15 protein-coding genes are annotated in these 12,791 nt (G+C 39.0%); 4 read left to right on the top strand and 11 right to left on the bottom strand.

Annotation, left to right across the window (positions count from 1 at the left end):
* Window positions 1-70 precede the first annotated feature (70 nt).
* The 9 genes from KVT27_RS05685 to KVT27_RS05645 form a co-directional block, all read right to left on the bottom strand.
* Window positions 71-2,305, bottom strand: coding sequence for a YheC/YheD family protein (locus KVT27_RS05685; protein ID WP_081937013.1), 2,235 nt, complete (start codon window positions 2,303-2,305; stop codon window positions 71-73).
* A 79-nt stretch (window positions 2,306-2,384) separates the two neighbouring features.
* On the bottom strand, window positions 2,385-2,816 hold the full coding sequence (locus KVT27_RS05680) for a hypothetical protein (protein ID WP_008175697.1): 432 nt from the start codon (window positions 2,814-2,816) through the stop codon (window positions 2,385-2,387).
* Between the two features lie 158 nt (window positions 2,817-2,974).
* Window positions 2,975-3,637, bottom strand: coding sequence for an HAD family hydrolase (locus tag KVT27_RS05675; protein WP_036125114.1), 663 nt, complete (start codon window positions 3,635-3,637; stop codon window positions 2,975-2,977).
* A 65-nt stretch (window positions 3,638-3,702) separates the two neighbouring features.
* Window positions 3,703-4,074: a DMT family transporter gene (locus KVT27_RS05670; protein WP_217580915.1), complete on the bottom strand. Its 372-nt coding sequence runs from the start codon at window positions 4,072-4,074 to the stop codon at window positions 3,703-3,705.
* A gap of 12 nt (window positions 4,075-4,086) precedes the next feature.
* Window positions 4,087-4,410: a DMT family transporter gene (locus tag KVT27_RS05665; protein WP_036125112.1), complete on the bottom strand. Its 324-nt coding sequence runs from the start codon at window positions 4,408-4,410 to the stop codon at window positions 4,087-4,089.
* Window positions 4,411-4,453: 43 nt separating this feature from the next.
* Window positions 4,454-4,666: a helix-turn-helix domain-containing protein gene (locus KVT27_RS05660; RefSeq protein ID WP_008175687.1), complete on the bottom strand. Its 213-nt coding sequence runs from the start codon at window positions 4,664-4,666 to the stop codon at window positions 4,454-4,456.
* A gap of 11 nt (window positions 4,667-4,677) precedes the next feature.
* Window positions 4,678-5,316, bottom strand: a complete 639-nt coding sequence (locus KVT27_RS05655) for a DUF2975 domain-containing protein (protein ID WP_217580914.1) — start codon at window positions 5,314-5,316, stop codon at window positions 4,678-4,680.
* Window positions 5,317-5,452: 136 nt separating this feature from the next.
* Complete coding sequence (locus KVT27_RS05650) at window positions 5,453-6,970, bottom strand: ABC transporter permease/substrate-binding protein (protein ID WP_208704414.1); 1,518 nt, start codon at window positions 6,968-6,970, stop codon at window positions 5,453-5,455.
* The gene (locus KVT27_RS05645) at window positions 6,963-7,916 is read right to left on the bottom strand and encodes an ABC transporter ATP-binding protein (protein WP_036146363.1); all 954 of its coding nucleotides are present in this window, start codon (window positions 7,914-7,916) and stop codon (window positions 6,963-6,965) included. Before KVT27_RS05645 ends, KVT27_RS05650 begins: the two co-directional genes overlap by 8 nt.
* 274 nt (window positions 7,917-8,190) lie before the next feature.
* On the opposite strand from KVT27_RS05645, the gene KVT27_RS26590 reads away from it, so the two are divergent.
* The 4 genes from KVT27_RS26590 (at window position 8,191) to KVT27_RS05630 (ending at window position 11,048) form a co-directional block, all read left to right on the top strand.
* Window positions 8,191-8,763 (top strand): hypothetical protein, encoded by a 573-nt coding sequence (locus KVT27_RS26590; protein ID WP_254636055.1) that lies wholly within the window; start codon window positions 8,191-8,193, stop codon window positions 8,761-8,763.
* Complete coding sequence (locus KVT27_RS26585) at window positions 8,738-9,580, top strand: hypothetical protein (protein ID WP_254636054.1); 843 nt, start codon at window positions 8,738-8,740, stop codon at window positions 9,578-9,580. The genes KVT27_RS26590 and KVT27_RS26585 overlap by 26 nt, the downstream gene beginning before the upstream one ends.
* 156 nt (window positions 9,581-9,736) lie before the next feature.
* Window positions 9,737-10,495 (top strand): glucosaminidase domain-containing protein, encoded by a 759-nt coding sequence (locus KVT27_RS05635; RefSeq protein ID WP_036125103.1) that lies wholly within the window; start codon window positions 9,737-9,739, stop codon window positions 10,493-10,495.
* Between the two features lie 109 nt (window positions 10,496-10,604).
* Window positions 10,605-11,048 (top strand): hypothetical protein, encoded by a 444-nt coding sequence (locus KVT27_RS05630; RefSeq protein ID WP_261613329.1) that lies wholly within the window; start codon window positions 10,605-10,607, stop codon window positions 11,046-11,048.
* A 123-nt stretch (window positions 11,049-11,171) separates the two neighbouring features.
* Here KVT27_RS05630 and KVT27_RS05625 read toward each other — a convergent pair whose 3' ends face one another.
* Window positions 11,172-12,002: a C40 family peptidase gene (locus tag KVT27_RS05625; RefSeq protein ID WP_217580912.1), complete on the bottom strand. Its 831-nt coding sequence runs from the start codon at window positions 12,000-12,002 to the stop codon at window positions 11,172-11,174.
* Window positions 11,999-12,784, bottom strand: coding sequence for a serine hydrolase (locus tag KVT27_RS05620; RefSeq protein ID WP_036125098.1), 786 nt, complete (start codon window positions 12,782-12,784; stop codon window positions 11,999-12,001). Before KVT27_RS05620 ends, KVT27_RS05625 begins: the two co-directional genes overlap by 4 nt.
* Window positions 12,785-12,791: the final 7 nt, after the last annotated feature.

Here is a 12,791-nt window from a genome sequence, read left to right as displayed (position 1 = left end):
AATAATTGCCGCTTGCCAGTGGACAGTTACTCGGGTTTTTATATACATTCATTTACCTTGACGTCATTGATTATTCTTCTTTTAATGTTTGGTCCAAATATTTCACCGTTTCAAACATATTCGTTTTACTAGCACCCTTGACGAGAATCGTATCATGAGGTTTGATGAGTTTATCTAGCAGTGCATGCAAGGCATCTTTATTAATAAAATGATGTACTCTAGATGGGTCCATACCCATTTCAATTGCTGCATTGCTCATTTCATCTGTCCTAAATCCATAGGTAATGAATTCATCAATGCCTTCCTCGTAAATATACTCGCCAACCTTCCGATATTCTTCTTCCCTCAACACGCCAAGCTCTCGCATTTGTCCAATAATCGCCACTTTACGTTTCTTGGCAATATTCGTCAATACATCAATCGCTGCTCGGACTCCTTGTGGATGGGAGTGAACCGTATCATCTATTACCGTAATATCATCGCGCAAGTTATAAATCGTTAAGCGTCTTGGTGGCTTTTTAAAGTTGAGCCCCGCTTGAATATCCAATGGACTAAACCCTAAATAATCTGCTACAGCTACAGCATTAAGGGCATTGTAAACATGATGCTCTCCCAGAATTGGAATATACAATTCTATTTCTTGCCCATGCAGCTTCATTTTAAAGGACATGCCAATATCTTTATACTGAAGATCATATGCCCGGTAATCAGCATCTCTTTTTATGCCCACTGTTAGCATTTTCCCTTTAAATTGCTGGGTCTCTAAAAATCTTGAATTGTCATCATCTTTATTCAAGATTAATAGCCCTTGCTGATCCATCCCATGAATCAATTCAGATTTCGCCTTTGCAACACCTCTTACATCCCCATCAAAGTTACCTACATGGGCTAAACCAATATTCGTCACTATACTAATATTCGGTTGAATGATGCTGCAGTGATTCGTAATAATACCTGGGTAGGCCATGCCATACTCTAATACGACAGCCTGATGGGAATCATTAATTTCTTCCTTATGCTTTTTTGTATGCTCTGTCGTATTCCAATAATCCTTTGATTCAAACACATTCCATTGTTTTGATAAAATCGAACCGACAAATGCTTTGGTTGTTGTTTTTCCCGCACTTCCCGTAATCGCAATAATAGGAAGGTTCTTTTTGACCTCCACTGGATTGCTTTTTTGTTGTACAATCTCCTTTTTGACCTCCACTGGATTGCTCTTCTGTTGAACAATTTTCTTTTTTACACGTTTTGGATTTTTTGCAAGATACATCGCATAGCGGATGGAATTAATCACGACATCTAATTCTAAATAAAAAGCAGGAGGACAGCCTGGACGCCAATTTACCTCATACATCCAAATTTTTTGTTGTTGATCTAAACCAACATCAATGCCAATTTCATCAATGACTTCCCCAAATTTCTCCATTTGTATGTCATCTAGATGATGAGCCAGTGCTAAAGAGAAATGCTCGAGCATTCGCCGAATGTTGTAGGCTTCTTCCTTGAACTCTTGCTCTAAAAATGGATCTAAGTAATTGGTGAATCCTCCATTGTTAATATTCGGGATGATAGAGCCATTTGGAGCAATCCGAGGATAAACAGTCGTCACCACCCATTTTCCTTCCCCATTCTTTTGCACATGCAGACGGAAATCATATACTTGGCCTGCCTTTGTAATCGATTGAATATAAGGCTGCATAATAAAAGTTCCAGACGCTAACTGCTCTTTTAATAAAGCATCTAATTGCGGCTTGGAATAGATTGTGTTCGTACTATCCTTTTTCACCTCAAAATTCTTCGGTCCCGCCTTCGTAATAAAATAAATTCCTTTTCCTTTACGTCCATCAATCGGCTTAAACACAACCCTTTTATAATAATTAATGAACTTATGAAATACATCGGCATCTTTGACAATTTCAGAAGGAATCAAATACTGTTCGAATTCTTTGGCTTCCTTTAATCGCTTCATTACATTCCATTTATTCCCTATCGAATACGTCGTAAAGGGAATCTCTTCTTTTAAGCGCTCAATAATCTCCTTGGACACAGATAGCTTCTCGGGACTCCCCGCATTATAAATAACATCTGGAAAAGGCATTGTTTTCTCCTGCCACTGCCCATCCTCATAAACCTTAGCTCGAATGGAACGTTTCGCAAAATCAACACTTTTAGGTGTAAAATAAAAAAACTGTGCCCCTTCTGCCTTTGCAACTGCTGCATATGCATAAGACTTGAGAACTGTCGTTGGATCAAGTCGATGATGCAGCATACCAATAATCGTCATAGCTAAACTTCCTTTCATTAGATTCTCTCTCTATTACATTCACACTTAATCCCTTATATATAGACAGATGCTCTAGCTCTAGTAGTTTAATATAAGGCTACCATTTAGGCTCTATGATAAATTTCCCTTTTAGCATATCTGGCTTTAATAGCTGAATCGCTGAAATGCCACTAAGTTCTATGGATTTTTCTGTACTTGTTTTCTCTAGCCTCACTACATCTGCAAGGAAATTTGTATCGTTCCCCTCATAGTCAAAGGCGCGCAGCAATGACACAGTGCCACGATATCGATCCTTATCGACATCCTCTATACGGAAAAATTCCGTTTCAAAATTCTTTACCGTATCCATTAATCTTAAATGAGCGCCACTATTGGTAATTAAAAAAAACGGAATCGTATCACTCCCAACTATTTTGACAAGCAGCTGACCGAAATATTTAGAATGAAAATCCATCATAATATCCTGAAGATCCTTCAAATCGCATAAAGCTTCGCATAAAAAATGATTTCTTTTTTTCTCACTATTCAAATCGTAGCCCCCTTCCTAGTCTGAATAAGTATCTTGGTCCCCGTAAGTTGCCCTCTCGTTATAATATGTAGCGATCAATAATATGACGACCTTTTCACAAAGAAACTAAAAAAACCTCTACCATTCGAAATGAATGGTTAGAGGTTCGAAGCATTTCATTATTTGATAAAGCATGCCAGTAGATTTTCTAAATCATATTGTTCTAAGGTATCTATTGTATAATGACCTGTAGCAAAAGGTAATTGCTTGGTGATGGTATTGGGAACAACTACCGTATGAAGCCCTGCTGCCAAAGCTGCACGTGCTCCATTTGGCGAATCCTCCATAGCGATCGCTTCACCAGCACTTACCCCTAGCTGTTCAAGGGCCTGCAAATACAGCTCAGGATGTGGCTTAACATTTGTCACCGTATCAGCCGTACAATAACAATCAAAAAACTTGCGTATTCCTAGTGCATCCACAAACCGATCAATCCATTGACGACTTGAGCTACTAGCAATACCCATTTTTAAACCCGCTTCCTTTGCTTGCTGCAAAAGATTTAAAATACCAGGTCGTATCACTTCCAATTCCATTAGCTCTGTATGCCTTGCTTGAATAGATGTACGAAATGCCTCCACATCCAAATCCATGTGATGATGTGTCACGAGATAAGTATAAGGATTAAAATCTTGAAGATTTGTCCCAAGGCATTTCGCATACGTCTCTAACGATAATTCCACACCATATGATGCATAAGCATCCTTAAAAACTGTATACCAAGCTGTTTCTGTATCAATAATCGTCCCATCAAAATCAAAAATAATAGCCTTCATTAACATCCTCCTACCAAAAAGGTAATCTGCTATTTCCGCATCCTATCCGGCACTTTGCCGGTGCTATCCGTCTATCCACGCATGCTATCAGGCTCTTCCCCTTTGCTATCGGCCTCTCTGCCATTTCGGTCTCCTTGATTCAGCAAAATCACGCCGCCTATTATGAGTGCGATTCCAAGCGCAGAGTAGAGGTTAAACAAATCGTTCCAAATGACAATGCCTACAATCACCGTCAAAGCGGTACCGACACCTGACCAGATGGCATAGGCTAGGCTTAATGGCAAGGTTTTCAAGCATAGGGATAGGCTGTAGAATGAAATTCCATAGCCAAGTGCCACCGCTACAGATGGTCCTGGAACAGTAAATCCATCCGATAGCTTCAGCATAGTTGTCGCAAAGACCTCACTAATAATCGATAATATTAAAAATAAATAGCCTTTCATCGCGTTTGCCTCCTAATGACCACCCGCAAGATTGAGCACCACGACACCTACAATAATACAAAGAATCCCTAGTACCTTCTTACGATTGAATATTTCCTTATATAGCACAACCCCTACGATCGCTGTTAGTGCTGTGCCTAATCCTGCCCATATTGCATAGGCGGTGCCAATGGGTATGGTTTTTAAGGTTAAGGCTAAACAATAAAAGGCCGTTCCATAGCCGACCACCACACCGATAGATGGCCAAATACGGGAGAAGCCTTCGGTGCGCTTGAGCATAGAGCTAGCAAAAACTTCTGCTACAATGGCGATGAATAAAAGACTGAAAACCTTCATTTTTTAAAAACCCTTTCTTGCTGCTATGTTTAGATGACAAAAATTAATCTTCATCCTCGACATACTCTAATATATCTCCTGGCTGGCAGCCCAAAGCCTTACAGATGGCATTTAAGGTAGAGAAACGCACTGCTCTTACCTTGCCTGTTTTTAAATTTGAAAGATTGACGATCGACACATCAACCTTTTCTGCAAGCTCACTTAGCTGCATTTTACGATCCGCTAGCATCCGGTCTAAGCGAATAATTATAGTCATATTTTCACTTCCTAAGCTGTTGCATCATATTCATCTTGGAGAAAAGCACCGTAACGGAAAATACGCGCAATGGTCCAAATCACCAAGCCACAAAGTAATAGTGTCCAATTAATGCCTGTGAAATGATAGCTAATCCCTGTAATAAAATCCGTCTCTACAAATAGTGATTCAAGCTTAAATGGTTGCATCATTAGATAGACGATATATGTACGGAATGCACTCACAGTTAAGCTTAAGACTATCACACAATACGCAATTCTTTCTATTTTTTTACTATTATCTAGCGAAAATATGATCCCTTTTGATAAATTATTTAAAATCTTCCTTACTTGAACAACCATTAAAAATAAAATAGTTATGTATATTGTAGCTGTTAATACTAATTTCACGACATCTATTTTGGAGTAGTGCATATCTTGAACTGCCTGCTCGGACAGCAGCATTTCCACCCCCTCAAAATGGATGGAAGCTGTCACACTTGCCTTGGCTAACCAACCATTTACATTATTTTCTGACACAATTATTGCTCCAACCAACATAACTGCCATTAACGCCATGCCCAAAATCATGAGAACCATGATGATTGTAAAAATCGTACGAAGCCCCTTTGTCAACAATTGAAATTCTTTACTTTGAATCGTTTTCTCCATTGTCAGCATCCCCTTCCCTCTATTTTATTATACAGTTTCATTTATCTCTATCAATAATAAATTAACGTTTATCATTAAATTATTATTGATAGAAATAAAACCCTCTTGCATATTAATGCTCGAGGGTCCTGATCGTTTAGTTCAATAAGCCGGCATTCAGTAGATACTCTCTTGCTACTTCTGCTGCTAGCTTTCCTTCGACATTCACTTGATAATTCATTTCTCGCATTTCATCATCTGAAATTTGGTCAGCCAGTTTATTTAAAGATGTTTCAATCTCTGGATACTTGATCAGCGTTTCTTGCCGTAATAATGGAGCTCCTTGATAAGGGGGGAACAGCGCTTGATCATCCTCTAATACGTGGAGCTTATATTGACGAATTTCACTATCCGTTGAATAAGCATCGAGTAGGTTAATATCTCCCGATTCAATCGCTTGATAGCGTAGCTTAGGCTCCATAGTTGCAATAGAAGGAAACGCAATATTATAGCGTTTTTGAATGCCAACATAGCCATCTTCACGATCATTAAATTCTAATGTAAACCCTGCTTTAACAGCTTGTTCTATCGATTTAAGGTCCGAAATAGTTTGGAGCTGATACGTTTCAGCCAAATCCTCCGATACTGCTAACGCATACGTATTGTTATAGTTCATTGGGCTAAGCATAACCATATCAAATTGCTTTAGCATCCCATCTTTCGCCTGCTGATAGACATCTGCCTCACTGTTATTGATTGCTTCCTGCTTTAGAAACTCCGAGATGGCTGTGCCTGTAAATTCTGGGTATACATCAATACTGCCAGACTTCAACGCATTAAATACAAATGAAGTTTTTCCAAGTCCTGGCTTTAATTGCACCGTTAAGTCTGTATCCTGCTCAATTAATAACTTATACATATTGATGAGAATTTCAGGCTCCGCTCCAAGTTTTCCAGCGATGACAATTTCATCTTGGTCTTTGTTATTGAGAAGAGGAATGCAGACCATTATCAAAGCCGCAATACTAACGATACTTACAGTTGTTACTGTTTTTCTGAATGATAGCGATTCAAGCTTTTTCAGTAAAACATCGAAGATCAATGCTAATATCGCAGCAGGCACAGCCCCTAAAATAATGAGTGCGGTATTATTACGATCAATGCCTAGTAAAATAATATCCCCTAAACCACCTGCTCCAATTAAAGCAGCTAATGTGGCTGTTCCAACAATTAATACCATCGCTGTTCGAATACCTGCCATGATGACAGGCAAAGCAAGGGGCAATTCAACTTTTAATAAACGTTTAGGCGTGTTCATGCCCATTGCCAAAGCTGCCTCCTTCAATGAAGGGTCCACTTCCTTAATGCCTGTATAAGTATTTCGGAGAATCGGTAACAGTGCATAGACCACTAAGGCAATGATGGCAGGAACTTTCCCAATACCGAATAATGGAATTAATAACCCAAGTAACGCTAGAGATGGAATTGTTTGTAGCACTGCACTAATACCAATAACCGTTTCAGCTATTTTCTTTTTATTGGTTAAATAGATACCTAGAGGAATGGCAATCATGATAGCAAAAAATAGCGCTATGAAGGAGATTTGTATATGTTCGAGTAAGGCTGATAGAAGCTGTCCCTTTCGTTCCTGAAACATTGCTACAAAATTAGTCATGGGCTCGACCTCTTTCCTTGAAATCCTTTGCTACATATTGCAGTATAGTTGTTCGAGTCACCATACCAATCATCTCTCCATGTTCTTCCACGCCAAGAACGTTATGCTCTGTCAGTTTTTCAAGAATAGTTGTGATCGGCTCATTGATAGTAATAGTATCCCCTAGCTCACTAACACTTACGATTGGTTGCATAACCGTCCGAATATCAAACCTATTGTGAACTGTATTTACCCCTATAAATTGTTGGACAAATTCATTCACTGGATTTTCTACAATTTCCTGAGGAGATCCAATTTGAACAATTTCTCCATCTTTCATGACACATAGTCGATCCCCTAACTTCAACGCCTCCTGCATATCATGCGAGACAAAGACGATGGTTTTTTGAATCTTACGCTGCATGTCCAGTAGATCATCCTGTAACTTCGTACGACTAATGGGATCCAAGGCACTGAAAGGTTCATCCATCAAAATAATTTCTGGATCAGCCGCCAATGCCCGAAGAACGCCCACTCTTTGCTGCTCTCCTCCAGATAACTCCTTTGGCTTACGCTGACGATACTTTTCAGGCTCAAGCCCTACCAATTCCAAAAGCTCATCTACTCGCTTCTGAATTTTTGTTTTACTCCATTTTTTTAATTCTGGGACAATCGCAATATTCTCTTCAATAGTCATATGCGGAAAAAGAGCAATTTGTTGTAACACATAGCCAATACTCCAGCGCAACTCGTGAATATTATAATCACTTACTCTTTTTCCATTTATCCAAATAGTTCCTTCCGTCAATGGAATTAATCGGTTAATCATCTTCAATAAAGTAGTTTTGCCACATCCACTCGGGCCGATAATAACGAAGAATTCACCTTTTTTAATCTCCACATTGAGGGCTTTGACAGCCACATGGTCGTTACTATACATTTTTGAGACATTATCAAATGTTATCATCTGCCAGCTCCTTATAATTCGCTAATGACATAGTAAATTCATATTCGTCTATATATTTCACCAATAATAGCCCTTCCAAACATCTGTACGAAAGCTAGTTGGTTCACCTCACCTCCCACTTCTCAGCAATTGGTAATAATGATCATAAAACCTCTTTGAAATTTATCATAGCATTTTATTCCCAATTACACATAACTCTACCAATCTACTAAATTGACTGTTAATTCCTCCGTATGAGAAGATAAAAAAAACGGCAATTGGGAGGTAGTGAACTATGAGTAATGTCTTTCAATTTATACCTATTAGCAAACTAGCTGATAGGTTTCCCGAAAACTCTTGGTGGGCAAGCCATTACACGGAATTTAGTGAGAATGACCTTGTTGCTTACTATGAAGGAGATTTGAAGCTTCCTTTTCTTGATTTGGATTGGGACGTTCCTTTCCCACAGCAAGACAATGTGATCATTATTTTTATTAATGGTCATTTGACGGTAGATCATCTATACAACGCAGAAACGGATGGTGCAATTGGACTGATGGTGATGGGCAATTTGACAGCTAAAAATATAGCTGTAGGTGGTCAGGAAATCTATGTTCACGGTCATCTGACAGTAGAGGACATTTTGTGTGGCTCCTATAATCATGGGGAAACGATTGTCAATGGTCATCTTCAGGCAACCGTATTAGTTCAAGATGATGAGTATCGCTTCAACGTCCATGGACAGAAGTCACTGCCATGTATCGTCAACGTTTGGCACGGAGATGGCGTTTTTCAAGAACTCCCTATCCGTATACAAGATGTGTTAATTGACGAGGTTTTTTATGATATGGATGAAAGAAGAGTTTGAATTTTCATTCGTCACATTGGTGAGTATCCTTAAAGAAGGACGCTCCGCACTGACTAATTTACAGGAAAACCCCCACATCAAGAAGGCAACTCATGTATATTTTACGGACAATCATATTGATGTGGAAAATATACTAAAGCTAACTAAGTGTATTTTGATGACTGGAGACAAGCCTTATTTTGACCTTGAGGAACAAGGAGTGCATTTCACTGTTCAGCGAGCGCATATCGATGATGACGGAGACAAGACGAATGATAGCATTTATATGAAAACCTCCCAGTATCATTATTTTATTTGGCTCAATGAAGATCAAACCGTCTCCCTATTGAGAAAATCATTAGATGAAGGAGATGACTGGTGGGACATTACGGATTTACCTCAGGAGCAATTAGTGGATATTCAGGATCACTGGATTATGTTATTAACTTGTGTAAATGTTGCTACCCTTTATGTGCCTAAAATCGAGGTTCAGTATGTAGAACGAATTTTACAACTTCCAGAAATTCAAGGGCTTGACGAGGATGACGATGGTTTCTGGGACGGTTCTAAATATTATAGTTTTCGTCAGGCCTATACGGATGAAGATGGTGATTTCATTCATGCCCGTATTGAAATTAAGACACCTGATGAAGCGTATTATTTTTATTCATTAGAAAATCCATCCTATGTTTCTCGACACTACCAACCACCCAACCATTTTGGTCGCCACGAAATAGCTTTTTTAAATACGAGACGCTGGGAGGCTTCCGAACAATATTTTGAGAGATTTAAACAATTTATGTCTCAAAATTTTAAGATAGACATTTCAGCGGAATGACATGGAACTATTTAATGTTCGCAACGTTCTATTAATGATACAAGCTATTTATATATACAGTTCTTTATTTCTCTTTCACTCTTTGTCATAATAAGAGATAGCTAATCTTTTAATAGAAGGGAGGGAGATGTGGTCACTACCAACATCAAGCCTACCATGAAATACGTAGTTAATTTTTTAAAAGGACTTATGATTGCTGTCGTTGTTATTTGTATTTCTTTTTTTATGGTGACTCAGTTGTTTAATACGACAGAAAAAGAAGAGCCTGTCGTCATTGATGATCGCCCGAGTGCGGAAGAATTTATTGGCAAAATCGCTGAAACTGCACGAAATCTTGGAGCCAACAATGACTTATATGCATCCGTGATGATTGCACAAGCTATACTAGAAAGCGAGAGCGGACAAAGTGGCCTTGGCTCTGCCCCCAACTATAATCTGTTTGGCATGAAAGGCAGCTATCAGAATAATTCTGTAAAACTCGAAACATCAGAAGATGATGGATCAGGTAATTTGTCAACCATTATGGCTGATTTCCGCAAATACCCCTCCTATGAGGCTTCTATGCAGGACTATGTAAAGCTAATGCGCAATGGTGTTTCGTGGAACAAGGAATTTTATGCAGGTGTTTTCAAAAGTAACACCAAATCCTATTCAGATGCGACAAAGTTTTTAACAGGCTCCTATGCCACTGATTCAAAATATAACGAAAAATTAAATTCACTTATCGCGCAATACGACCTACAACAATATGACAGCCCCGTAAAGAATAAGAAAACGATAACGGTCACGGATGGTGACTCTATAGGAGATATCGCCGAGGTCTATAATGTCAACGTGACTTCTATTAAACAGTGGAATCAGCTGCGGTCAGATCGCCTTGAGGCTGGTATGCAATTAAATATTTATCACTATTAGTCGAAAATCTCCATGCTCAGACATTGTGCATGGAGATTTTTTGTGCGAAACCATTCTTTTTTTCAAACGTCCTTATGTAAAAATGAGGCAAGGAAAGGATAGGAATATAGTGACTCGTACACAACTGCTCAGCCTGATCATCATCAATCTAGTACTATTGCCAATCATTCAGCTTAGCTACAATTTATTATTTATGACTCAAATAGCTGAAAGTTTGTTTCAAATATTCCTGTTCCCACTATTCATTATTGTCCTGAACCTGTTCCTTTGTTGCTGGCGACTAAAAATATCATTTTATACCCATTGGATCTTTATTTATGTAGGACAAGGTACTGCATTAGCCTGTTATTTCGTGTGGCATTATAGTCAATTAACGCCCTTCCCACATATGCCTCTCGGTGAAGCAGCCTTTGATTTATACATGGTCACTTTTTTAATTGGATTATGGCAGCTGGTCGCATTATTTATAATCAATATGTGTACGTTTGTCGTTTATTTATTTTGGCAAACCATCCGAAATAATGACCATAAAAAAAAGCTTTATAGGTTTTGACCTCATAAAGCAAGACAATAAATATGGACAGAATTGATTAGCCGGTGATTGGAGAGTGCTAATTCTTCTTAACCTTGCCCTAACTACTCCCCTTCTGTCCTTGAAATCAAAAAGAGAAGCCTATCATTTTGGCTTCTCCGGAAATAAAGAACCTACTTCTGTTAGGGATGTGGCTAAATCATGGCGATAGAGTGCATGCTGTTTATCTAAGCTATTAATGGTCACTTCATTACCACCAAGTGAAGAATGGACATATAGATTATCGCCCATATATAAAGCGATATGGCCTGGAAAATAGAGCAAATCACCTTTTTGTCTATCCTCATTTTCTATTTTCACAATAGGAAAGCCCTCTACCATTTTAGCATCCCGAAAAATAGTAACCCCATTTAACAAATAGGCCATTGAACATAAACCGGAGCAATCAATGCCTAATGGTGATTTACCACCCCAACGATAAGGTGTAGCCAAATAGCTTAGCGCTGTTTGGACCACGTTTTCTCGAAAGGAATGCTCGGTTGTTATTTGAGTTTGAGATGGCTTTTCCTGTAGCCATTTTGTGCGAACATAGCCTATTTTTCCAGACACTAATTGTACCGCAGACCACTCTTCCGGTACGTCCTCTTGCGTAACAACGCCTATACTAGAACCTTTCACAAGAGTCATCAGCTTTGTGCTTTGGATACGAGGCTGCTGTAAAACATCTGCAAAGCTTTGAATAATGATAGGCTGTGCTTCGCTGTGCCATTTAGCGGCCGTTTCTTCATCCAGTAGCAAATCAGCCTTCTGACAATATCCTTTATAACGATAAGCAGTTTGGACATATACCCAATCCTCATGACAGTCTGTCAGAATATCTACTGTCATGCCATAAAGTACCTCATCTATTAATTCAGAAGTTTCATCAGGCTTGGCATGCAAATTGGCAATCATGGCTGTTACGATAGACTTCATTGCTGTTCCTCCCTCTGCCCCATCATATAGTCATAAACAACCTTTGAAAGACGACCAATAAGTTGGCGAGCAAGATCATTATCCGTTACATTTGTTATGAAAACACCGATCAGATAATCAAACGAGCTACTGTAGACAATTCCTGCATCATGATCGACTGTGTCAAGCCCACCTGTTTTATGGGCCAGTTTTACATCATCCACGAGGTAGCGCTTTAAGCCTTCATGTACGCGCTGTCTACTTAAAATGTCGATGACCAGCTCATTGTAAGGTGATGCTAGTAAATCCTGTTGATATATTCGTGTAAAAAGATGGGCCATGTCCCGTGCAGACGTAAAGTTGTCGATCCCCATTGCAAGTCGCTCGACATCCATCATTTTTCGCTGTAGCAATGTTTCCTGTAAGCCTATTTGACGGAAATAATCATTTAAAAAATCCATTCCCACTACATCAATTAGGACGTTTGTTGCTGTATTGTCACTCGTTATAATCATCCATACTAATAGCTCGTAAACTGTGCTTTGCGTCAGACGTTGCTCACTTATTACACTAAAATCTACCCAATCAGCAGGAGTGATTGTTAAGGCTGAATGAAGGGATATGTTGTGTTTCTCGGTATACGCTAAAACAGCTAGAAGAATCGGCACTTTTATAATACTAGCGCTAGAAAATGACTCCTCTAGTTGATGACTAAATAGGAATTGCTCGGTTTTTGGATCTTTAACAAAGAGATGCACCTTATAGGGAGTTTTTTGGATGAGATCTTGGATTTGATTCTCCATTAGACAC

Source organism: Lysinibacillus sp. GbtcB16 (genome assembly GCF_019091145.1).
GTDB classification, from domain to species: domain Bacteria; phylum Bacillota; class Bacilli; order Bacillales_A; family Planococcaceae; genus Lysinibacillus; species Lysinibacillus fusiformis.
The sequence above is the reverse complement of the archived record's forward strand: the minus strand, read 5'-3'. Positions and strand labels throughout refer to the sequence as shown.

Bases quoted from the DNA above. Each gene is read 5' to 3' on its own strand.
- KVT27_RS05650 (WP_208704414.1), bottom strand. From the start codon at position 6,970: ATGACTAATTTTGTAGCAATGTTTCAGGAACGAAAGGGACAGCTTCTA.
- KVT27_RS26585 (WP_254636054.1), top strand. From the start codon at position 8,738: ATGATATGGATGAAAGAAGAGTTTGAATTTTCATTCGTCACATTGGTG.
- KVT27_RS05660 (WP_008175687.1), bottom strand. From the start codon at position 4,666: ATGACTATAATTATTCGCTTAGACCGGATGCTAGCGGATCGTAAAATG.
- KVT27_RS05685 (WP_081937013.1), bottom strand. From the start codon at position 2,305: ATGAAAGGAAGTTTAGCTATGACGATTATTGGTATGCTGCATCATCGA.
- KVT27_RS05625 (WP_217580912.1), bottom strand. From the start codon at position 12,002: ATGAAGTCTATCGTAACAGCCATGATTGCCAATTTGCATGCCAAGCCT.
- KVT27_RS05675 (WP_036125114.1), bottom strand. From the start codon at position 3,637: ATGTTAATGAAGGCTATTATTTTTGATTTTGATGGGACGATTATTGAT.
- KVT27_RS05670 (WP_217580915.1), bottom strand. From the start codon at position 4,074: ATGAAAGGCTATTTATTTTTAATATTATCGATTATTAGTGAGGTCTTT.
- KVT27_RS26590 (WP_254636055.1), top strand. From the start codon at position 8,191: ATGAGTAATGTCTTTCAATTTATACCTATTAGCAAACTAGCTGATAGG.
- KVT27_RS05655 (WP_217580914.1), bottom strand. From the start codon at position 5,316: ATGGAGAAAACGATTCAAAGTAAAGAATTTCAATTGTTGACAAAGGGG.
- KVT27_RS05620 (WP_036125098.1), bottom strand. From the start codon at position 12,784: ATGGAGAATCAAATCCAAGATCTCATCCAAAAAACTCCCTATAAGGTG.
- KVT27_RS05645 (WP_036146363.1), bottom strand. From the start codon at position 7,916: ATGATAACATTTGATAATGTCTCAAAAATGTATAGTAACGACCATGTG.
- KVT27_RS05665 (WP_036125112.1), bottom strand. From the start codon at position 4,410: ATGAAGGTTTTCAGTCTTTTATTCATCGCCATTGTAGCAGAAGTTTTT.
- KVT27_RS05635 (WP_036125103.1), top strand. From the start codon at position 9,737: ATGAAATACGTAGTTAATTTTTTAAAAGGACTTATGATTGCTGTCGTT.